The following is a 20,407-nucleotide window of genomic DNA, read 5'->3' on the forward strand; positions in this document are numbered from 1 at the left end:
GAAACTAGTTGAAGCGTAAGGCTCCTAGTTTTAAAATGCAACTACTTGTATGGAGGAGCGGATGGCGGGCAGGAAGAACAACCGGGCGGAGCCGTGTCCCGTGGCGCGGGGCGTGGATGTCGTGGGCGAGCGCTGGGCGCTGCTGATCGTGCGCGATGCCTTCGACGGCGTGCGGCGCTTCGGCGATTTCCAGCGCAGTCTCGGGATGGCGCGCAATATCCTGGCCGACCGGCTGCGCATGCTCGTCGAAGCCGGCATCCTCGCCAGCCAGCCGGCCTCCGACGGGTCGGCCTACCAGGAATACGTGCTGACGGCGAAAGGGGAAGACCTGTTCCAGGTGATCGTGGCGCTGCGCCGGTGGGGCGAGCGGCACCTCTTCGCGCCCGGCGAGGCGCATTCCGTGCTGGTGCGGCGCGACACCGGGAGAGCGGTGGCCGACCTGGCGCTGCGCACGGCTGACGGCGAGGAATTGTCGGCCGCCGATACGGCCGTGAAGAAGGTGGAGGGCCTGTAGCTTAGCCCGTACCCATCAGTTGCCGCAGGTTGCACTCCTGCTGCCACTGCCGGCGCTCGGCGGTGCTGCCGGCCTGGCGGTCCAGCTCCTCGCTGCTGGTGGCGGCGATGGTGTCGATCAGCCGGCTGGCCACGTTCGGGTCGGGCAGCATGGTGCCGAAAAAGGCAACCGTTTCATGGCGCTGGATGAGCAGGGTGGGGAAGTTTTCCACGTCCAGGTCGCCTACCAGGTCGGCGTGGTCTTCGATATCGACCCACAGGAAGTATTTTTCCGGGTGGCGCGCGGCCAGTTCCTCGAACGCGGCGCGGTAGCTGGAGCAGGTGCCGCACCAGGCGGCGCACAGGCAGGCCACCACCAGGCGGTCCTGCGCCAGCGCGGCGGCTACTTCGGCGCGGTTGTCGGCTTGTAGGGTTGTGCTGTGCATGGCCGCATTGTACAGCGTGTCAAACTGTCATGCAGGGCCGCCGCGCCGCGCCCGACGGCTGGGCCAGCGCCGCCGCGCGAGGTAAAATACGCCTTATGTCCAAGTCCCAGCCCACCATTCTTGCCCTCGAAACATCCTCCGAACTGGCCTCCTGCGCGCTGCTGCACGGCGGCCGCCTGAGCTCGCGCAGCTCCGACGGCGTGCGCACGCACTCGGCCTCGCTGCTGCCGATGGTGCAGGAATTGCTGGCCGAGGCTGGCATCGTGCTGGCCGATTGCGACGCGATCGCCTATGGTGCCGGGCCCGGCTCGTTCACGGGCGTGCGCACCGCCTGCGGCATCGCCCAGGGGCTGGGGTTCGGCGCGAACCTGCCGCTGGTGCCGGTCGTGACGCTGGACGCGATGTCGCTGGCCTGCCGCGAACGGCACGGCGCCGCCGACGTGCTCGCCGTGCTCGATGCCCGGATGAACGAGGTGTACTGGGCGCAGTACCGTTTCGAGGGCGAGCTTCCGGTAGCCGTGCTGCCGGCGGCGCTGTCGGCCCCGGCGGACGTGGCGCCGCAAGGCGCGCCGCTCGCCTGCGGCAACGGCTTCACGGCGTATCCGGAAGCGTTCGCGGGCAAGCCCTTCGCCGCCGGCGCCGATACGGCCGTGCTGCCGCACGCGGAACAGGTCGCCCGGCTTGGCGCGGCCGCCTTCGCGGCGGGGCAGGGCATGCCGGCCGCCGACGCGCAGCCGCTCTACCTGCGCAACAAGGTCGCGTACACGAAGGCCGAGCGGGCCGTCATGAACGGAGCCCGGGCATGACGCAGCGCCAGCAATGGGACCTGGCCCGGTTCGTCTACGAACCGATGCACCAGGCCGACCTGGATGAAGTGGTGAAGCTCGAACACAGCGTCTACCCGCATCCGTGGACGCGTACCAATTTCTCCGATTCGCTCAAGCATGGTTACCACGCGTGGGTATTGCGCAGTCCGTCCCGCGAGCTGCTCGGCTACTTCCTCGTGATGGCCGTGCTCGACGAGGCGCACCTGCTGAACGTGGCGGTGGCCGCGCCGTGGCAGGGCAAGGGCCTGGGACGCTTCCTGCTGAACCAGTCCGTCGCGTGCGCGCGCGGCCTCGGCATGGAATCGATGCTGCTCGAGGTGCGCCCGTCGAACCAGCGCGCGCTCGATATCTATCGCCGCTACGGATTCGCGGAGATCGGCCGCCGCAAGGGTTATTACCCGGCCGCGGACGGCAAGCGCGAGGACGCCATCGTGATGCGGATCCTGCTATGAGCCTTTCGCACCGTACCGGCGCCTTCCTGCGCGAGATGGGGATCGGCCCGCGATGGCTGTTGCGCGATCGCGTGCACGGCGAACCGGAAGTGGAGGCAGCACCTGCCGCCGACGATGAACAGGTGGTGCTCGAAGCGGTCGCCGTGGAAGCGGAGGCGGAGGTCGCCGTGCCGCAACGCGCCGCGCCCGCACCCGCATCCACTCCGGCACCGGCACCGGTGCCGGCCGCGCCTCCAGCCGTGCCCGTGGCCGCACCGGCAGCCTCGGACGAGGATATGTCCTGGTTCGACGATGCACCCGCGCCGCCGCCGAAAGCCCCCACCCTGAAGCAGGCCGCGCCGCCGAAAGCCCCGGCCCAGAGGCCGGCCGCGCCGGAAGGCGCCGAGGACACGTCGTGGTTCGACGCCGTGCCGGCCGCGCCCGTGCAACGCGCGCCCGCCCGCGCCGCGGCTACCGACGAAGAGATCGCGGCCATGGACTGGCCGGAGCTGCAGGCGGCCGTGCGCGGCTGCACGCGCTGCCGCCTGTGCGAAACGCGCCGCGCCGCGGTGCCGGGCCAGGGCGACGAGAATGCCCGCTGGCTCGTGCTGGGCCTTGCGCCCACGCGCGCCGACGAGAAGGCGGAACAGCCGTTCAGCGGCCCGCCAGGCCAGCTGCTGCAGAACATGCTGCGTGCCGTCGACCTGTCATCGGAGCGCGGCGCCTACGTGACCACGCTGGTGAAATGCCGCCCGGTAGCCGACGATGGCGGCGAGCGCCTGCCGGCCGCCGATGAACTGTCGGCGTGCCGCCCTTACCTGGAACGCGAGCTGGCGCTGACGGGCGCCGGCATGGCGCTCACGCTGGGCGGCGTGACGGCCAAGGGCCTGCTCGGCATGGCCGCGCGCGGCAAGGTGCTCAATTTCGACCATGCGCATGGCGCCTTGCCCGTCGTGGCCACCTTCCACCCAGCCGACCTGCTGAAGAAGCCGGAAGACAAGGTGAAGGCGTGGGCCGACCTGTGCCTGGCGCGCTCCGCCCATGCGCGCCGCCCCTGAGGAAGAGAGCAACTCCTTCAGCCATGCGCGCTTCGAGCGCCGCTGGCATCACCTGACACGCCCGCACGTGCGGGCGCTGGCCTGGCTGCTCGATGCGCCGGACCTCCTCGACGTCAACGCGCCTTACTGGCACGGCCGCATTGCCTCGCTGGGCCCGGTCGCGCCGGACGTGGCGGACTGGCTCGCGGCGCTGGAGGACGACCCCGCGCCGCTCGATGCCGCGCTGGGTGGCCGCTTTTATTCCCGGCTTGGCCTGTATGCCGAAAAGCTGATGGCCTTCTATTTCGCCCAGCGCGGGCAGCTTGCGGCACATGGCTTGCAGGTGCGTGCCGCACCCAAGGGCAACAAGGGCGGCAAGGAAACGGTGGGCGAATTCGATTTCCTGCTCGACGAGCCGGGCGGCGGCCTGCGCCACATCGAATTCGCCACCAAGTTCTACCTGCTCGACGGTGCGATGGCCACGGGCGACTTCGACCTGCTGGTGGGCCCGAACCTGGGCGACACGCTGGGCCGCAAGATGCGCAAGATCTTCGAGCAGCAACTGGAACTGGCCGCGCACCCCGCCGCGCGCGACGTCCTGCCGCGCCCCGTGACGTCCGCCCAGGCCCTCGTGAAAGGCTGGCTGTTCTACCCGCCGGACAGCGATCCCGTCATCCCCGGCATCACTCCGGGGCATTGCCGCGGGCGATGGCATACGCTGACCGGCTTTGCCCACGCGGGCGAGCATCCGGGCGAGCGCTTCATTGTCATGCCGCGCCTGCAATGGCTGGCGCCCTTGAAGGTGCGCGCGGACGAGTCGTTGCCCGCGGTTCCTGCACCGCTATGCCGAGCCGGACTGGCCAGCGTGCTCGCGGCCAAATTCGAGGGCGATGCGTCACCGGTGATGGTGGCGGCGGTGCGGGAAGAGGATGGCTGGCTGCTGGAGGAAGCGCGCGCGTTCGTCGTGCGGGACGATTGGCCGGCGCGCGCGGCGATCAGGCGGGTGACGGGCGAAAAGCCCGCGGCTTGAATGCACTGGTGTCGAACATTTTTTTCTGGGGCTTCATCCAGAAAAAAGTGTGCGACACCGGTTTTCTCATGAAGCATTGCTGCCTCCAGGGAAAACCGGTGTCGTACACTTTTTCTCGATGAGGCCCCGAGAAAAAATGTCCGACACCAGACGCGCTGGCATCGGACGCGCTCCTAGTGCTTGTGCTCCCCAATCAACGCCAGCGAATCTTGCTCGCGCTGATTGGCCACATGCAGCCGCTTGATGGCAATCATGGTCCCCGACAGGAACAGCCCGAACAGGATGATGATCGTGTTCAGTTCCAGGTCCATGCGCAGCATCAGCGAATACATCGCCAGCATCGTCAGGATCGACAGGTTCTCGTTGAAGTTTTGCACGGCGATCGAGTGGCCGGCGCTCATGAGCACGTGGCCGCGGTGCTGCAGCAGCGCGTTCATCGGCACCACGAAGTAGCCGGCTAGCGCGCCGATCAGGATCAGCATCGGGTAGGCGATCGCCGCCGTGTTAATGAAGGCCATCGTCATCACCATGAAGCCCATCGCGATGCCGAGCGGGATCACGCTGAGCGATTTGCGCAGCGTGACCATCTTGGCGGACATGATGGCGCCGACCGTGACGCCCAGGCCCACCAGGCCCACCATCGTGGTGGCCTTTTCATAGCTCATGCCCATGGCCTGCTTGGCCCATTCGAGCACGATGAATTGCAGCGTGGCGCCGGTGCCCCAGAACAGCGTGGTGACGGCCAGCGAGATCTGGCCCAGCTTGTCGCGCCACAGGATCATGCAGCAGTTCGCGAAATCCTCGATCAGGCGGATCGGGTTGCGTTCCTGGTGCGGGTACACGCTGCCCGTGAGCGGAATGCGCAGGTTGAACAGCGCCGCCGCGACATACAGCACGCCGACGATCATCAGCGCACCATAGGCCGCGTTGCCGATGCCGATATTCCAGCCCAGCATGATCGCCTCGGCGCGGTCGCTCACGAGGGCGCCGCCCATCACGGTGCCGAGGATGATCGAGGAAATCGTCAAGCCTTCGATCCAGCCATTGGCGGCCACCAGTTTTTCCGGCGGCAGCAGTTCGGTGAGGATGCCGTACTTGGCGGGCGAATAGATCGCCGCGCCGATGCCGACGATCGCGTAGGCAGCCAGCGGGTGCACTTCATAGAACAGCAGCGCGCAGCCGAAAATCTTGACGAGGTTCGCGATGAACATGACGCGGCCCTTCGGCAGCGCATCGGCGAAGGCGCCCACGAACGCGGCCAGCAGCACATAGAACAGCACGAAGAGGAATTTCAACAGCGGCGTGATCCATGCCGGCGACTTCATCGAGATCAGCAGGTCGATCGCGACGAACAGCAACGCATTGTCCGCCAGCGACGAAAAGAACTGCGCCGCCATGATGGTATAAAAACCACGATTCATTGTGGAAGGGCCTTAAAACCGATATCGGCTTGCTTTATACCATGAAAGATATGCTTTCCAAAGCAAACGTCCCGCCATTTCGAATGGTCGTTCGGTTCCGGCGCAGCGGCCCGGGAGGCCGGCCTTAAGGCCCGCCTAAGGGTGCACGTGCGGTAAAATGCCGGCTTCTCATTTTGCTAAAGCGCTACCATGCCGAGGCCGATCGTCGCCACCATCCACGTCGCTGCGATGCAGCATAACCTGGCCCGCGCACGCGCCTGCGCGCCCGGCTCGAAAGCCTGGGCGGTCGTCAAGGCCAATGCCTATGGGCATGGCTTGCAGCGCGCGCTGCGCGGCTTCGCCGATGCCGACGGCCTGGCGCTGATCGAATTCGACAACGCAGTGCGGTTGCGCGAAATGGGCTGGAGCAAGCCGATCCTGCTGCTGGAAGGCTGGTTCGACGCGGCCGACCTGCACACGATGGCCGCGCATGGCTTGAACGGCGCGGCGCATTGCATGGAGCAGATCGCGCTGCTGGAAGCGACGCCCTTGCCGCACCCCATCGACGTGCATCTCAAGATGAATACGGGCATGAACCGGCTGGGTTTCAAGCCCGAGGAATTCGGCGCCGCGCATGCGCGGCTGCGCGCGATCCCGCACGTGGGCCGCATCACGCTGATGACGCACTTCGCCAATGCGGACGAAGCAGCACACGAATGCCTGCCGATCCATGAGCAGATCCGCCGTTTCAACGCGGGCGCGGCGGGCATCGATGCGCCGTGCAGCCTGTCCAACTCCGCCGGCGTGCTGCGCATGCCGGAATTGCAGGGAGAACTCGTGAGCGACTGGATCCGCCCCGGCATCATGCTGTATGGCGGCACGCCGGGCGGCGGCAGCGCGGCGGATTACGGCCTGCGGCCGGCCATGACGCTGGCCAGTGAACTGATCGGCGTCCAGCAGATCGGAGCGGGCGACTTCGTGGGCTATGGCAGCCGCTTCCAGGCCGACCGCGCCATGCGCATCGGCACCGTGGCCTGCGGTTACGCTGACGGCTACCCGCGCCACGCGCCGACCGGCACGCCGGTGCTGGTCGACGGCGTGCGCACGCGCACCGTGGGCCGCGTGTCGATGGACATGATGGCCGTGGACCTGACCGGCATCGACACGGCGCGCGTTGGCAGCCGCGTGGTGCTGTGGGGCGACGGCTTGCCGATCGACGATGTGGCCACGGCCGCGGGCACGATCGGCTATGAACTGATGTGCGCGGTCGCTCCCCGCGTACAGATGAGAGAAGACTGATGGCCAAGGCGAAGACCCAATACGTGTGCTCCGAATGCGGCGGCACGAGCAGCAAGTGGACCGGACAATGCCCGGCATGCCGCCAGTGGAACACGATGGTGGAAACCGTCATCGAGACGGGCGGCGTGAACCGCATGTCGCAGGCACCGCAGGCGCTGGCGCAGACGGCACCCGTGCTGTCGCTGCACGAGATCGAGGCGATCGACGTGCCGCGTTTCGGCACCGGCATCGACGAATTCGACCGCGTGCTGGGCGGCGGCCTGGTGCCGGGCGGCGTGGTGCTGATCGGCGGCGATCCGGGCATCGGCAAGTCCACCTTGCTGTTGCAGGCGTTGGCGAACATGTCGCGTGTAAAAAGCGTGCTGTACGTGTCGGGCGAAGAGTCCGGCGCGCAGATCGCGCTGCGCGCGCGGCGCCTGGCCATCGATGCCAGGGAATTCAAGCTGCAGGCCGAGATCCAGCTCGAAAAAATCCTCAATACGCTGGCCGACGTGAAGCCGCAGGTCGCCGTGATCGACTCGATCCAGACGCTGTATTCGGACGCCCTCACGTCCGCCCCCGGTTCGGTGGCGCAGGTGCGCGAGTGCGCGGCGCAGCTCACGCGCGTGGCCAAGACCACCGGCGTGACCATCATCCTGGTGGGCCACGTGACGAAGGAGGGCGCGCTGGCGGGCCCGCGCGTGCTCGAACACATCGTGGACGCGGTGCTGTACTTCGAGGGCGACAGCCATTCCAGTTTCCGCCTCGTGCGCGCGATCAAGAACCGCTTCGGTGCCGTCAACGAGCTGGGCGTGTTCGCCATGACGGACAAGGGCTTGAAGGGCGTCTCGAATCCTTCCGCGCTGTTCCTGTCGCAGCACGACAACCAGGTGCCCGGCTCCTGCGTGATGGTGACGCAGGAAGGCACGCGCCCGCTGCTGGTGGAGATCCAGGCGCTGGTCGATGCAAGCCACCTGCCGAATGCGCGCCGGCTCTCCGTGGGCCTCGAACAGAACCGGCTGGCCATGCTGCTGGCGGTGCTGCACCGCCATGCCGGCATCGCCGCCTTCGACCAGGACGTGTTCATCAATGCGGTGGGCGGCGTGAAGATCACGGAACCGGCGGCCGACCTTGCCGTGCTGCTGGCGATCAACTCGTCCATGCGCAACAAGGCGCTGCCGCGCGGCTTCGTGGTGTTCGGCGAGGTGGGCCTGGCCGGCGAGATCCGGCCCGCGCCGCGCGGCCAGGAGCGCCTGCGCGAGGCGGCCAAGCTGGGCTTCTCGATTGCCATGATCCCGAAGGCGAACGCGCCGAAGCAGCCGATCGAAGGCATGACGATCATCGCCGTCGACCGCATCGACGATGCGTTCAACCGCCTGCGCGAGCTGCAGTGACGCTCTCATAGCACCGATGCAAGATTGTCCTTTGCGCAGTAGAATATGCGGCCGGCTTTGCCGGCCGTTTTCTTTTTCAACGAGGGTTAGTAAGTGTTAGTCGATCAAAGGCAGAGCGCGCGCAAGATCATGCGCGTGAGGGCGATGATGGTCCTGGATGGCGCCGCGCCGGTGGCTGCCCGCACCTTCGACCTCAGCATGGGCGGCATGTCCGTCACGACGGGGACCAGGGTCAATCCCGGCCAGACGGGCCAGGTGGTGTTCGAAATGCTCGTCGACGGCAAGCCGCAGATCATCACGACCCGTGTGAAAGTCGCGCACTGCATTTTCTCCGGCGATGAATTCAAGGTGGGCTTCATGTTCCAGACCCTGAATGCCGATGCCACGGCGGCCATCACCAAATTCATGCGTTGATAGCGATACCGTAGTCGAAAAGGAAAGATAGCGGGCAGTGCACGGTTCTGTTCGTTTCTTTGATTCCTGGTCGCGATGGGATCATAATAGTCCGTCATCGGAGGAACGACCATGGTCATGAACACCAACGCTCTCGCCACGCTGTACGGCACCAACGCGTTCAACACGCTGTACGGCAGCAACGCGACCAGCACGATGTTGACGGGTAACTCCATCACGGGGACGTCGACGCTGTCGCCCACGGTCGCGGCCCGCGTGCAGGCGGCGCTGGCCGGCCAGCAGGGCAATATCGACGCACTGAACGCAAGCCTGTCGAGCACGCAGACGCGCCTGTCCGGCCTGGGCCAGCTGCAAAGCGCGCTCGACGCCTTCGAAGCCATGGCCGAGAGCCTGTCGGGCGCCGGCCTCTCCACCTCCGCTACCTCGTCGAATACCGCTGTCCTGACGGCGGCCACGACCCCCACTGCCAAGCCCGGTACTTACACCATCGACGTGAAACAACTGGCGCAAGGGCAGGTACTCAACAGCGGCGTACAACCGACCGCCACTTCGGCGATCGGCGCCGGCCTGACGGCGACCGTCAAGCTCGAATGGGGCACGCTGGGCGCGGACGGCTTCAAGGCCACGTCCGGCACCTCGCGCACCATCACGATAGACAGCAGCAACAACACGCTGGAGGGCATCGCCGGCGCGCTGGAAGAGGCGGGCGTCAACGCTACCGTGGTGCGCTCCAACGGCGGCTATGCCTTGCAGATCAACGGCGAACAGGGCGCCTCGCAAACGCTGTCGATCAGCGTGAGTGGCGACGCCGCGCTCAAGGCCGCGATCGGCTTCGATCCGGAAAGACCCACGGCCGCGGGCATGACCCAGGCGCAGGCCGCGCAGGACGCGATCATCTCGATGGGCGGCAAGTCCACGACGAGCAGCACCAACAAGCTCACGGAGACGATCGGCGGCATGACGCTCACCCTGACGGGGAAGGGCACCACGAAGGTCACGGTGAGCCAGGACAGCAGCCAGATCGCCAAGAACGTAGCCGCCTTCGTGCAAGGCTGGAACGACATGGCCGACAAGCTCGCGGCACTGGAAAACGGCGCGCTGCGCGGCGATAACGCGCTGTCGCGCGTGACGACGCAACTGTCGTCGCTGATGCGCATCGGCGGCGCTGGCACCGGCACGCCCAGCCTGGCCGACGTGGGCCTGTCGCGCGATGCCAGTGGCAAGCTGGTACTCAACGAGGTCAAGCTGAAAGCCGCCATCGCCGACGATCCCGAAGCCGTTACCCAGTTGTTCACCAACGAAGGCAGGGGCCTGGCCGACCGCATCGACGCGCGGCTGGAAACGATGACGTCGGAAAATGGGTTGATCAGCCGGGCGCAGGAGCGTACGACGCGCGATCTCGAGGTGATCACCGACCGGCGCGAGCGGATGGCGGCATCGCTGACGGCGCAGGCTCAGGCGTTGGCGACCATGTACACCATGCAGGAGCAGATGGGGGGGACGGGGACGTTGCTCGATTTGTTGGGGTGAGGGTGATCGGAAAGATGCTATCCGTAATTGTTTAGTTTCGTGTGACTATGTTCGCCGTTGCAGCGACCTTGTCCCGTGCAAAGGCCGTGCTTAATGAGATAATTGCTGGCTTCCCGCAGCGCTCGACAGCCCCTCGCAGTACGCCACCATATCGAGCATGAGTTCATGCATTCATCCGCAAGCGTGTACCACCTCCACAGTCCGCCAGGAGATTAAGAGCGCCTAACAAAACCTTTCAACGTATCTCCAACAGATGAGTGAACACGCAAGCGAAAGAAAGGCCTGGTGAATGTCGGCTCGCCGTTCATAACGGATGCGCAGTCTGCGAAAACGGTGCAGCCATCCAAGGGTGCGTTCAACGACCCAACGCCATCGGCCTAACCTTTCGCGTGACTCGATGCCGTAACGTGCAATCCGAGCAGAGATTCCTCGCCGGCGCAGCCAGGCCCGATGCGCCCTCGAAGCGTACGCTCGATCAGCATGTAGCTTACCTGGCCGTTTCCTCGCCCTACCGGACAGCCCTTTAACAGCTGGGATCGATTCTACGAGAGGGATGAGCATGCGTGAGTCATGGACCTGAGCGCCTGTGATTTGAGCTACCAGGGGCAGGCCACGCTGATCGACAAGCAAATGGTGTTTGCAGCCGAGCTTGCCGCGATCGGTCGGGTTCCGACCAGTATGCTCACCACCAGCCGGTGCCGGTATGCTCGCTGCATCAACGCAAGCTCGATCCCACATGATCTGGTCATATTCTCGAAGGCGCCGCAGGACTGCCTCGTGGACGCTTTGCCATACACCAGCTTGCATCCATTGGTGAAGTCGACGCCAGCACGTCATGCCGCTGCCGCACCCAAGCTCACGCGGCAGGTATTCCCAAGGTATTCCAGTTTTGAGAACAAACAGAATGCCCGTCAGGGCTGCACGATCGTTGATCCGCGATCGCCCACCTCTCGGCGAGACTGAAAGCAGGAAGATGAGCTTCGATAAGCGACCAAAGGTCGTCGGGAAGGAGTGCTTGGGCCATGGCATCAGTCCAACGGTGAAAACGGCCGTCATCTTATGCCCCGGACTGCAGCCACGTGCGTCCGCTTCCGCCCCATTGCAGACGTTTGCAGAACCCAAATTATTTATGTATTGCGTTCTGCAGGCCCTCGAAACTCCCAGATTTTTTGAAGTTTGCCATCTGAGAATGCAAGGTAATGCTCAACCGTTGTTCTGTACGGATTCAAGTACTTCCACGTCTCATCTGCTCTCAGCGTTTCAAAAGTTGCTAGCGATTGAAGTTCGTTAACGCTCACAACAGTTGTGGGCGTCAAGTTGCCTGATAGACCCAGAGTCCTGTCGTCTGGTGGCCCAAGGAGATTTAGTACGGCATCGGTCGTGGCACCTAATGGGATGCTTTTGATAGCCGCGCGGACTACATTGATCATTCGTCCTATCGGTTCGCTTTGTTCTGTACCAAAATTCTTCACAGTATCTCAATGGTATCAATGGATTTTAACGTCTGCTTCTGGCCGATCTCGGCCGGTCGAGCCAGCATAGCATGTTGCCGAGGCGGAAAAGTCGCAGACTGTCACAACAGGCCGCTCCCGCCCCTTTGCAGACGTTCCGATTGGGCCGAGCACGTAGGCCTCCACCGATACTAATCCTTGGAAGCGATTGCGGCTCGATACTGGTCCAGCTTCCCAGAGCCGTAATAGTTGAGGAACTGGGCCAGAGAATGTTGAGGTAAGCAACGCAAAATCTCGACTTGGCAAGACGCCTTGGTGGCGCAAGAATTTAATGAATTCAGGCGGGTGAAGCTCGGCCCTAAATCCTGCGGCGATGCAGGCATCGGCAATCGCTTCCACGATTGGCATAGGAATCGGATCTGCATTGGTCAAATCTCCGGATTTTTCAGCAATAGACCCTCTCAGAAAATCCCGGTCGTATAAATCAATGTTGTAACTCATCAGTTCCCCACTGGGTCATATAGGAGCATTAAAGGGCTGCTTCTAGCCCGTTGCTGTCGTCGAGTGTACGACAGAAATGTCCATAGGCAACAATCATAAAGTAGTGTTCGCTATTCGCTTGAAGCCGATCTTCTAGGGCTATTGTAGAGCTGCTTCTAAACACCCTACAGGTCCGTTCTGTGCTGTTCTATAACCATAGGGAGCTAACAGCCCCAAGAAAGCAGAGGCCGAGCACGATCCATGTAGCACGACGAATGCGAATGTCACGTCTTGCACACGACATGCAAGCAAGTGCTTGAGTGTGAAATTCCCCGCCCGCTACAGGTACAAGTTCAGACTTGAACGCCGCTAACGGCTTGGCGCACTTCGCACATAGATTGCACTTGTTTCGTTGAAGAGAACGCCGCCCTATCCAGTGGTCCAGTCCTAGAATTAGAATTGGTAACACAACAAATACTGTCGCTAACAAGACATCCATACAAAGCTCACTGTTCCGACAAAGAAATCTTCATGAACCAGAAAATCGCAGACTGTTATGACCGGCAAGTCCCGACCCGAAGCAGACCTAGTTTGGCAAAGAGAGCCTGCGAGCTCGATTCGATCTCTTAAGGGACCGATTCCACCGTGAACGACTTGCTGAGCAACTCTTCGTTCCTGAACGAGACCACTAAACGCCATTCTCCAGGAAGAATCTCGTTTGGCGTATCGAAGGTGTAACCGGCCAAACACGCTTTGCCAAGAATGCATTCAGTGACGCCTTCAATCTCGCGCGTCGTCTCCCCGGTTCGGGGATCGCGCATGCCTGGAGCAGGAAAGATCGTTTTGTAGCTTAGGCGTACGATACCTCCTGCGTTTGCGGGCTCTGTCTGGAGGGTGAAATACGTGCCGAAGCTGATGCCTAAGCGCCCTGGAACGTGATCGGTTTGTTTCAATAGTCGTGGAACGTGGAACCAATCGAGTTCGCCTTCATAAACCCCTGACCATATCTCTTGCTGCCCGACGATTTTTAGAAGGTCGGCCGCAGGGGCCAGCGTACTCGCTCCACCGATTGACAGACAAATGCCGAAGAGAACGGCATAGGTCGAGATCTCGGTATTGGCTTTACTCAGCATAGACAATGGTTTCGCTTAGTTGTTCAGTTGACGCTTCTGACCTTGAGCGTAGCGGACCATAGAGCAAGGTCCGCTTCTCGCCGAAAGCGGCCGGTCGCATTGCCAAAGTGTACGTGGTTGTTGCCTCCAGGACAAGCGACAGGTTTTGTTAGGCGCTCTAAGGATTCCCGTTTGTCCGATCGACAGGCTGCCAAGGTGTTCAATATCACTCGCGCTACCGCTGCCAGATGGCTCAAGCGCGTCGACATCAAGTACCTGCCAGAGATGCCTCGCGGAACTTCACGCCGCTACCTGTTTGTCGCCATCGCCCCGCTACGCGCTGAGTCTTCCTGCATATCTACAGCGACACGCCCGAGCGTAGCAGCGTGGATTTCCTGCGCCGTTTGAAGCTCGCGTCAATGATCAAGATCACCAAGATATTGACCGATAACGGCTCGCAATTTACCGACCGATGAAGCGCCACCAAAGACAAGAAGCGCAACGGCAATCACGCCTTCGACAAGACCTGTGCCAGCATGAAAGTCGAGCATCGCCTAGCGCCTCCACGGCACCCTTAAACCAAGGGTATGGCCGAACGCGTAAATGGCCCAATGTGAGATTGTCGCAGACCCGCTTCGATAGCAGGGCCGATCTGAAGGCCGCCTTGCTCAATTACCTTAAGCTATACGACCACCATTTCCCGCAGCGAGTTATCGACTCAACGACGCCGATTCTCGATCTCAATAATTGCAGAAACGCAAATCCGATCTATTCGTCAAACACGTCTACGATCAGACGGGACTCGACAACTATATAATTGTGCTAACGCTTCACTCTCGCGCAAGCGCGACAGCCAAAAATGATCACGGCCACTGCCGGGATCAGAGCTAGTGATAGTCGACCCGTATCGAAAGCAGTCATGCGGCGTTTCTGAAGCCAAAATTGGTCCGACGACGCGGCCGCGCTAGTTGGAGCATTTCACTGGGGTATGCTTGCGAAGTGAATGACGAAAATTTGATGCCAACAGTTCATAACCAGTGCTGTATCGGTAACGCATTTGATCCCTCTTGCAGACCATCATCCTCATCACAGCATCTAGGCGCATCGATTCGTGTACTGGAAGCGGATATTTTGTCGAAGCTGAGACCTGCTTCAGATGCGCCCATAGAATTTGCGCATTCATCCAAACCATCTCTGCACCGATAAGTTCGGGTGATGTGCGGAAATAGTTGGCCGCAAATGCGTCGGCATAAATCTCCTCCTCAAGCAAGTTGCCCTGTGTTTGACTGGTATCGTTGTCTCTAAGGATGTGGCCGATCTCGTGGGCTATAAGTGCAATAGTAAGCTGCTTAATAACTGTACGCCATAAAGACAAGATCTCGTCATCAGTCATCCCAACGGCTTCAAGCCATTGTCTATGGATTTCTCCTGTGGCATGTTCACAATAACGCTCACTTTGAAGATGTATCACGGTATAGGCTGCGTAGCCAGGGTGGCACCTGTAGGTGGCCTCGCCATTGGTCGCATTTGTATGTTGCGCTACTAGATGAGCAACATACGTGCGGCTGAGTTTTTCGGTTGTCGCGGCTATGAAATCCGCATTTCCATCCAAGAACTTCATAATTAAAGTGGGATTTTTAGAACCTATGCGGCTTGTAGTGACAATGCTTCCGGCAACAATATAGTCCGCGAACGCCGACATTGTATGAGGGCATGTAACGATCAGCGGTTTGCCCTTGTATTCCGCACGCAATCCCATACTCCATGGACTGATGCAATAGCTCTCGCTATCGCCGGGTGGTGCGGCTGTGAGCACAACACCAAGTTTCTTTATTTTTGACGCCTGATCATGGTTAAGACTTCCTAGCACATCTTTAAATGTTGCAATGGCCGCGTCCTGAAAATTAACGTAGTACTGTTCCGATGCATTACTGGTTTGGCTTGCCGCGTCCCGATGAGTCAACAATGCTACAGCGGTGAGCGCCGAAATAGTGAGGAACTTAATCATTGTTCTGTTCTCGCACAATACTGCCGAGGCGACTGAGAATTCTTATTGTTTCGCTACGCTCTTCGGCATCATTAATACCGTTACTCCCGGCTCTGCGTAACGCGGCATTAGCCTTTGCAGTAGCCTGCTCAACGTCATTGGGTGTGATATCACTTAACCCGGAATCAAATCTACGCTTCTTAATGTAGAGAAAGCAAGGCGAACTACCTACGTTGTTATTTTGGGAGGCGAGTTGAATGGGGAGCTTGGTTGTCTCTGTGGATATGCCTTCTGAAATTTCAATCGGCCGGTTCACTACGGACAGCAACAACCAAATACCTAACGCGGAGATCACTGCACCCGGTCCCCCGGATGCAAGCTTTAACTTCAAGCCTAAACCTGCAAATTCGCCCTTCGTAGCCACCGTTATGAAGTTCATATATAGGCGCCATCCTAAATAAATACATAGAACTCCTGCTAGGGCGCATATGATGAGCAGCACTGAACGGGTCATAGCCATTACCATGTCGATACTGTCCGGCGGACTCATGATGACTCCAGGTACAATTTTTCTTACTATAATCTTCTGCGATTAAATCGGCTAGCTTGTGTTGTTTTCCTGCTCTTCTAGCGTGGAAGGCTCATTGTGCGCGCGAATGCCGATCTCAACGAATAGAGTAAGGCGTACAAGTACCCAAACCCTGTTTCTCTCCCCAAAAAAACCGAAGGCCCCGCCCGCAGACCGTATCGCTACGGGCTGCTGCGGAGCCTGTGCTTGCTAAGCGCAGCGTTCGCTATTCTTCGTGATAGCGGTCGGTCAGTTTGCCGTGGCCACCCCGGCTTTCCGAAATGATTTCAAAGGCGATCAGCGCCACGGTGGCTACGAAGATGCCGATCGTCAGCAGAGTAGGCATGATAAATCAGCCATCCTTTCGGAAGGCTGCTCCCTTGTTGAACTACCACATCGAGAAACTACACCCGTACTACATTTAAACTGTAGCAGACGATTCGGCCTTTTCAAGGGAGGGGGGAAGGCCCTATTTGTTGACGAGATCGGCCGCCATCACGGCCTTCAGGTGCAGGCTGGACGGGTCTTCCGGGTCCTTCTGCACGAACCACCACGCGGCGGCTTTCTTCATCTCGAAGTCCAGCGCCTCGCCCGTCAGCAGCAGGGCCGCCACCTGGCCCAGCGTGGGCTGGTGGCCCACGATCACCACGGTTTCCTTGCCAGCCGGCCAATTGGCCGCTTGCAGGATCGCCTCGGGTGACGCGCCGGGCACCAGTTCCGCGTTCGTCTTGTATTTGCGGCCGAGCCCTTCGGCCGTCTGCACGGTGCGCACGGCCGGGCTCACGAGGATGCGGCAGCTTTCCGGCAGTTGCGAGTCGAGCCATTTGCCCATGCGCCGGGCCTGCTTCACGCCTTTCGGGGTCAACGCGCGTTCCAGGTCCGGCAAGCCTTCATGGCCGTCTTCGGCTTCGGCATGGCGCCACAGGATCAAGTCCATCGAATTCCTTTCCTATCAAATCTCACTTAGCCGGCCATGGTGCCGAGCGTCTGCATCAGGTATTGCTGGGCGCCGAAGGGCTGCTGCTTGCCGCGCGGCTTGCGGCGCTGGTAGTGGCCGTCCGGTTCCAGCTCCCAGGCATTGGTGTTGTCCTTCAGGTAGGGGTTCAGGCCCTCGGCCATCACGCGGCGCTTCAGCGCGCGGTCCAGCACTGGGAACGCTACCTCGATGCGGCGGAACAGGTTGCGGCTCATCCAGTCCGCGCTGGCCAGGTAGACGTCGTGCGCCAGGTCGTTGCGGAAGTAATAGATGCGGCTGTGCTCGAGGAAGCGGCCGATGATGGAGCGCACCTTGATGTTTTCCGACAGGCCGGGCACGCCCGGCCGCAGCGTGCAGGCGCCGCGCACGATCAGGTCGATCTTCACGCCATCCTGCGACGCCGCGTACAGCGCGCGGATCACCGATTCGTCGACCATCGCGTTCACCTTCACGATGATGCGGCCGGGCTTGCCGGACTTGGCGATCTTCGCCTCGTTGCGGATCGCCTTGATGATCTCGCTTTGCAGGGCGAACGGCGCCAGCCACACATGGTGCAGCTTTTGCGGCTTGGCCAGGCTCGTCAGGTGCATGAACACCTCGTTCACGTCGCGGGCCAGGCTCGGCTCGCACGTGAGCACGCCGAAGTCCGTGTAGAACTTCGTCGTGGTCGGGTGGTAGTTGCCCGTGCCCAGGTGGGCGTAATAGCGCAGCTCGGAATGGTCCGCCGTGCCTTCGCGGCGGATCACCAGCGCGATCTTCGCGTGGGTCTTCAGGCCCACCACGCCGTAGACGACTTGAGCACCGACCTGTTCGAGCTTGTCGGCCCAGTTGATGTTCGCTTCCTCGTCGAAGCGCGCCATCAGTTCCACCACCACCGTCACTTCCTTGCCCAGCCGCGCGGCCAGGATCAGCGCTTCCATCAGGTCCGAGTTCATGCCGGTGCGGTAGACGGTCTGCTTGATCGCCACCACGGCCGGGTCGGTGGCCGCCTGCCGGATGAAGTCGATCACCGTCTGGAACGACTGGAACGGGTGGTGCAGCAGGATATCCTGCTTGCGCAGCGTGGCGAAGATGTCGCCGCCTGTCGGCTGCACGCCCGGCATGAACGGCGGGAAGCGCAGTTCCGGCATCTTCGTGTGCTCGATGATCTCGTTGAGCCGCACCATGTTCACAGGGCCGTCCACCTGGTACAGGCGGCTGCGGTCCAGGTCGAACTGGTCGAGCAGGAATTGCGAGAGTTCCGGCGGGCAGTTCTTTGCCACTTCCAGGCGCACCGAGCGGCCGAACTGGCGGCCCTGCAATTCGCCCTTCAGCGCCTGGCGCAGGTTCTTCACTTCATCCTCGTCCACCCACAGGTCGGAGTCGCGCGTCACGCGGAACTGCGAATAGGCCATCACTTCGCGGCCGGCGAACAGGTCGGAAATATGGGCATGGATGATCGACGACAGCAGGCAGAAGCAGGTGCCCGGCTTGTCCGACAGTTCATCCGGCAGCTTGATCACGCGAGGCAGCACGCGCGGTGCCTTCACGATGGCGATGGCCGTGCCGCGGCCGAACGCATCCTTGCCGGACAGGGCAACGATGAAGTTCAGGCTTTTATTGACGACTTGGGGGAAGGGGTGGGCCGGGTCGAGGCCGATGGGGGTGAGGAGGGGGCGGACTTCGCGTTCGAAATAATCCTTGATCCAGACGCGCTGCGCTTCGGTGCGTTCGGTGTTCCGGAGCAGGTGCACCCCATGCTCTTTCAGCAGCGGCAGGATCTGCGTATTCAATATGTCGTATTGCCGCGCCACCAGCGCATGGCACTCGGCCGATACGCGATTCAGGTTGGCGGTGAGGGCAGGGTGTTCCGACAGCTTGCCATCGACGGTCGCCGCCGCCAGCAGGCTCGCTACGCGCACCTCGAAGAATTCGTCGAGGTTGCTGGAGGTGATGCACAGGTATCGCAGCCGCTCGAGCACGGGAATCGAGGGATCTTCGGCTTGCGCCATGACGCGGCGGTTGAAGGCAAGTTGAGAAAGTTCGCGGTCGAGGAACTGGGTATGTCGCGAGACTTCCGCTCGGGTTTCTGGCTTCATCGTCTTTGCTGTTTTTCTATTCATTATTACAAGATTTTAGCGCCTCCCATGGTGACGCTGGCGCTCATGACAGTGTAGATAAGAAATATGACAACAACATGACATTGCCGAAAGCCTATCAAGAGTTTATGACAGAGGTTTTTGCTAGCAATTTCAAAGACTTGGATCTATTGTGACAAGCGATGGCGCGAGTTATGACAAGTTCTGCGGGCGAATATTTCAACTTCGGTCAAACATGTCATAAAGCCGTCACAATCCCTGACTACACTGCGCAGCATTCAAAACCCCAACCCCCGAAAGAGGAACTTTGATATGCGTATGAAACAGTTGATGGCCTCCCTCATCGTAGGCGCTTCCGCAGCAGTGGCCTTCACTACCGCCGCCGCAGCGGACATGACCGGCGCCGGTGCTACCTTCCCGTACCCGATCTATGCCAAATGGGCCGAGATGTACAAGGCTTCCACCGGCAACGGTCTGAATTATGCTTCCGTGGGCTCGGGCGCAGGTATCAAGCAAATCAAGGCGAAGACCGTCGATTTCGGCGCTTCCGACATGCCTCTGAAGGTCGAAGACCTGAACGAATCCGGTCTGATGCAGTTCCCGGCCATCATGGGTGGCGTTGTCACCGTGGTCAACCTGCCGGGTCTCCAGCCGGGCCAGCTGAAGCTGACCGGCCAGGTCGTCGGCGATATCTACCTGGGCAAGATCACCAAGTGGAACGATCCGGCCATCGCCACGCTGAACGCCGGCGTGAAGCTGCCGGATGAAGACATCACCGTCGTGCACCGTGCCGACAGCTCGGGCACCTCGTTCCTGTTCACGGACTTCCTGTCGAAGACCAACGAAGAGTTCAAGACGAAGGTCGGCGCCAACAGCGCCGTGAAATGGCCGACCGGCGTGGGCGGCAAGGGCAACGAAGGCGTGGCCGCCAACGTGCAGCGCATCAAGGGCGCCATCGGCTACGTGGAATGGGCATACGCCAAGAAGAGCAAGATGCAGCACACCCAGCTGCGCAACAAGGATGGCGTGTTCCTGCAGCCGGACGACGAGAACTTCAAGGCCGCCGCCGCCAACGCCGCCTGGACCACCACCCCGGGCTTCGGCGTGGTGCTGACCGACCAGCCGGGCAAGCAATCCTGGCCGATCACCGGCGTGTCGTTCATCCTGATGTACAAGCAGCAGGCCGACGCGGCGAAGGGCAAGGAAGTGGTCAAGTTCTTCGACTGGGCCTTCGCCAACGGCGACAAGGCCGCCACCGAACTGGACTACGTGCCGCTGCCGGAATCGGTGGTCAAGCAAGTGCAAGCCGCGTGGAAGCAGAACCTGAAAGACGCTTCCGGCAAAGCACTGTACTGATCCATTGATCCTGCTCCCTCGGTCCCCCGAGGGGGTTATCCGGGGGAGCCCAGCCGAGCGTCAGCAAGGTGCAGGGATCTCCCGGATAACCCTATTCTAAAAACGTCCAAAAACTATGTC

Annotated in this window: 20 protein-coding genes; 10 read left to right on the forward strand and 10 right to left on the reverse strand. The window is 61.4% G+C overall.

Features of this window, described 5'->3' with window-relative positions; genetic code table 11:
- The first annotated feature begins 61 nt into the window (after positions 1 to 61).
- Positions 62 to 514, forward strand: a complete 453-nt coding sequence (locus V6Z91_RS17950; protein ID WP_338759157.1) for a helix-turn-helix domain-containing protein — start codon at positions 62 to 64, stop codon at positions 512 to 514.
- Position 515: 1 nt separating this feature from the next.
- Here the strand turns inward: V6Z91_RS17950 and V6Z91_RS17955 are convergent, their stop codons facing one another.
- Entirely contained in the window at positions 516 to 938 is a 423-nt protein-coding gene (locus V6Z91_RS17955) for a thioredoxin family protein (protein WP_338759159.1), read from the reverse strand.
- Positions 939 to 1,033: 95 nt separating this feature from the next.
- On the opposite strand from V6Z91_RS17955, the gene tsaB reads away from it, so the two are divergent.
- Genes tsaB through V6Z91_RS17975 form a run of 4 tightly spaced genes read left to right on the forward strand, consistent with a single transcriptional unit; the run spans position 1,034 to position 4,263 of the window.
- On the forward strand, positions 1,034 to 1,744 hold the full coding sequence (gene tsaB, locus V6Z91_RS17960) for a tRNA (adenosine(37)-N6)-threonylcarbamoyltransferase complex dimerization subunit type 1 TsaB (RefSeq protein WP_338759161.1): 711 nt from the start codon (positions 1,034 to 1,036) through the stop codon (positions 1,742 to 1,744).
- Positions 1,741 to 2,217, forward strand: coding sequence for a ribosomal protein S18-alanine N-acetyltransferase (rimI, locus tag V6Z91_RS17965; RefSeq protein ID WP_338759163.1), 477 nt, complete (start codon positions 1,741 to 1,743; stop codon positions 2,215 to 2,217). The genes tsaB and rimI overlap by 4 nt, the downstream gene beginning before the upstream one ends.
- A complete protein-coding gene (locus V6Z91_RS17970; protein ID WP_338759165.1) occupies positions 2,214 to 3,254 on the forward strand; it encodes a uracil-DNA glycosylase in 1,041 nt (346 codons plus the stop codon). The genes rimI and V6Z91_RS17970 overlap by 4 nt, the downstream gene beginning before the upstream one ends.
- On the forward strand, positions 3,238 to 4,263 hold the full coding sequence (locus V6Z91_RS17975) for a DUF1853 family protein (RefSeq protein WP_338759167.1): 1,026 nt from the start codon (positions 3,238 to 3,240) through the stop codon (positions 4,261 to 4,263). The genes V6Z91_RS17970 and V6Z91_RS17975 overlap by 17 nt, the downstream gene beginning before the upstream one ends.
- Positions 4,264 to 4,436: 173 nt before the next feature.
- Here V6Z91_RS17975 and lplT read toward each other — a convergent pair whose 3' ends face one another.
- On the reverse strand, positions 4,437 to 5,684 hold the full coding sequence (gene lplT, locus V6Z91_RS17980) for a lysophospholipid transporter LplT (protein ID WP_338759169.1): 1,248 nt from the start codon (positions 5,682 to 5,684) through the stop codon (positions 4,437 to 4,439).
- 189 nt (positions 5,685 to 5,873) lie between these two features.
- On the opposite strand from lplT, the gene alr reads away from it, so the two are divergent.
- The 4 genes from alr (at position 5,874) to fliD (ending at position 10,279) form a co-directional block, all read left to right on the forward strand.
- Positions 5,874 to 6,962 carry an alanine racemase gene (alr, locus tag V6Z91_RS17985; protein WP_338759170.1) on the forward strand — a complete coding sequence of 363 codons (1,089 nt, stop codon included), beginning with the start codon at positions 5,874 to 5,876 and terminating at the stop codon, positions 6,960 to 6,962.
- On the forward strand, positions 6,962 to 8,335 hold the full coding sequence (gene radA / locus V6Z91_RS17990) for a DNA repair protein RadA (RefSeq protein ID WP_338759172.1): 1,374 nt from the start codon (positions 6,962 to 6,964) through the stop codon (positions 8,333 to 8,335). The genes alr and radA overlap by 1 nt, the downstream gene beginning before the upstream one ends.
- Before the next feature lie 93 nt (positions 8,336 to 8,428).
- Positions 8,429 to 8,749 carry a PilZ domain-containing protein gene (locus V6Z91_RS17995; protein WP_338759173.1) on the forward strand — a complete coding sequence of 107 codons (321 nt, stop codon included), beginning with the start codon at positions 8,429 to 8,431 and terminating at the stop codon, positions 8,747 to 8,749.
- Between the two features lie 117 nt (positions 8,750 to 8,866).
- Positions 8,867 to 10,279, forward strand: a complete 1,413-nt coding sequence (fliD, locus tag V6Z91_RS18000) for a flagellar filament capping protein FliD (protein WP_338759174.1) — start codon at positions 8,867 to 8,869, stop codon at positions 10,277 to 10,279.
- A 222-nt stretch (positions 10,280 to 10,501) separates the two neighbouring features.
- Here fliD and V6Z91_RS18005 read toward each other — a convergent pair.
- The 8 genes from V6Z91_RS18005 to ppk1 form a co-directional block, all read right to left on the reverse strand.
- A protein-coding gene (locus V6Z91_RS18005) for an IS5 family transposase (protein WP_338759175.1) occupies positions 10,502 to 11,303 on the reverse strand; the annotation gives its coding sequence in 2 pieces (ribosomal slippage) (positions 10,502 to 11,243 and positions 11,242 to 11,303; 804 coding nt in all).
- 463 nt (positions 11,304 to 11,766) lie between these two features.
- Positions 11,767 to 12,231 carry a hypothetical protein gene (locus V6Z91_RS18010; RefSeq protein WP_338759176.1) on the reverse strand — a complete coding sequence of 155 codons (465 nt, stop codon included), beginning with the start codon at positions 12,229 to 12,231 and terminating at the stop codon, positions 11,767 to 11,769.
- A gap of 605 nt (positions 12,232 to 12,836) precedes the next feature.
- Positions 12,837 to 13,343 (reverse strand): DUF3859 domain-containing protein, encoded by a 507-nt coding sequence (locus tag V6Z91_RS18015; RefSeq protein WP_338759178.1) that lies wholly within the window; start codon positions 13,341 to 13,343, stop codon positions 12,837 to 12,839.
- 395 nt (positions 13,344 to 13,738) lie between these two features.
- On the reverse strand, positions 13,739 to 13,873 hold the full coding sequence (locus V6Z91_RS18020) for a hypothetical protein (RefSeq protein ID WP_338759180.1): 135 nt from the start codon (positions 13,871 to 13,873) through the stop codon (positions 13,739 to 13,741).
- Positions 13,874 to 14,286: 413 nt separating this feature from the next.
- A complete protein-coding gene (locus V6Z91_RS18025; RefSeq protein WP_338759182.1) occupies positions 14,287 to 15,330 on the reverse strand; it encodes a hypothetical protein in 1,044 nt (347 codons plus the stop codon).
- Positions 15,323 to 15,859, reverse strand: coding sequence for a hypothetical protein (locus tag V6Z91_RS18030; protein WP_338759184.1), 537 nt, complete (start codon positions 15,857 to 15,859; stop codon positions 15,323 to 15,325). Before V6Z91_RS18030 ends, V6Z91_RS18025 begins: the two co-directional genes overlap by 8 nt.
- A 487-nt stretch (positions 15,860 to 16,346) precedes the next feature.
- Positions 16,347 to 16,814 carry a phosphohistidine phosphatase SixA gene (gene sixA, locus V6Z91_RS18035; RefSeq protein WP_338759186.1) on the reverse strand — a complete coding sequence of 156 codons (468 nt, stop codon included), beginning with the start codon at positions 16,812 to 16,814 and terminating at the stop codon, positions 16,347 to 16,349.
- A gap of 26 nt (positions 16,815 to 16,840) precedes the next feature.
- The gene (gene ppk1, locus V6Z91_RS18040; protein ID WP_338759188.1) at positions 16,841 to 18,931 is read right to left on the reverse strand and encodes a polyphosphate kinase 1; all 2,091 of its coding nucleotides are present in this window, start codon (positions 18,929 to 18,931) and stop codon (positions 16,841 to 16,843) included.
- A gap of 312 nt (positions 18,932 to 19,243) precedes the next feature.
- On the opposite strand from ppk1, the gene pstS reads away from it, so the two are divergent.
- Complete coding sequence (gene pstS / locus V6Z91_RS18045; protein ID WP_338759190.1) at positions 19,244 to 20,287, forward strand: phosphate ABC transporter substrate-binding protein PstS; 1,044 nt, start codon at positions 19,244 to 19,246, stop codon at positions 20,285 to 20,287.
- Positions 20,288 to 20,407 lie beyond the last annotated feature (120 nt).

The organism is Massilia sp. METH4 (genome assembly GCF_037094685.1).
GTDB lineage: Bacteria > Pseudomonadota > Gammaproteobacteria > Burkholderiales > Burkholderiaceae_D > Rugamonas.

Coding starts and splice junctions, on each gene's coding strand:
- V6Z91_RS17950 (WP_338759157.1), top strand. CDS start 62: ATGGCGGGCAGGAAGAACAACCGGGCGGAGCCGTGTCCCGTGGCGCGG.
- V6Z91_RS17955 (WP_338759159.1), bottom strand. CDS start 938: ATGCACAGCACAACCCTACAAGCCGACAACCGCGCCGAAGTAGCCGCC.
- tsaB (WP_338759161.1), top strand. CDS start 1,034: ATGTCCAAGTCCCAGCCCACCATTCTTGCCCTCGAAACATCCTCCGAA.
- rimI (WP_338759163.1), top strand. CDS start 1,741: ATGACGCAGCGCCAGCAATGGGACCTGGCCCGGTTCGTCTACGAACCG.
- V6Z91_RS17970 (WP_338759165.1), top strand. CDS start 2,214: ATGAGCCTTTCGCACCGTACCGGCGCCTTCCTGCGCGAGATGGGGATC.
- V6Z91_RS17975 (WP_338759167.1), top strand. CDS start 3,238: ATGCGCGCCGCCCCTGAGGAAGAGAGCAACTCCTTCAGCCATGCGCGC.
- lplT (WP_338759169.1), bottom strand. CDS start 5,684: ATGAATCGTGGTTTTTATACCATCATGGCGGCGCAGTTCTTTTCGTCG.
- alr (WP_338759170.1), top strand. CDS start 5,874: ATGCCGAGGCCGATCGTCGCCACCATCCACGTCGCTGCGATGCAGCAT.
- radA (WP_338759172.1), top strand. CDS start 6,962: ATGGCCAAGGCGAAGACCCAATACGTGTGCTCCGAATGCGGCGGCACG.
- fliD (WP_338759174.1), top strand. CDS start 8,867: ATGAACACCAACGCTCTCGCCACGCTGTACGGCACCAACGCGTTCAAC.
- V6Z91_RS18010 (WP_338759176.1), bottom strand. CDS start 12,231: ATGAGTTACAACATTGATTTATACGACCGGGATTTTCTGAGAGGGTCT.
- V6Z91_RS18015 (WP_338759178.1), bottom strand. CDS start 13,343: ATGCTGAGTAAAGCCAATACCGAGATCTCGACCTATGCCGTTCTCTTC.
- V6Z91_RS18020 (WP_338759180.1), bottom strand. CDS start 13,873: ATGCTCGACTTTCATGCTGGCACAGGTCTTGTCGAAGGCGTGATTGCC.
- V6Z91_RS18025 (WP_338759182.1), bottom strand. CDS start 15,330: ATGATTAAGTTCCTCACTATTTCGGCGCTCACCGCTGTAGCATTGTTG.
- V6Z91_RS18030 (WP_338759184.1), bottom strand. CDS start 15,859: ATGAGTCCGCCGGACAGTATCGACATGGTAATGGCTATGACCCGTTCA.
- sixA (WP_338759186.1), bottom strand. CDS start 16,814: ATGGACTTGATCCTGTGGCGCCATGCCGAAGCCGAAGACGGCCATGAA.
- ppk1 (WP_338759188.1), bottom strand. CDS start 18,931: ATGAAGCCAGAAACCCGAGCGGAAGTCTCGCGACATACCCAGTTCCTC.
- pstS (WP_338759190.1), top strand. CDS start 19,244: ATGCGTATGAAACAGTTGATGGCCTCCCTCATCGTAGGCGCTTCCGCA.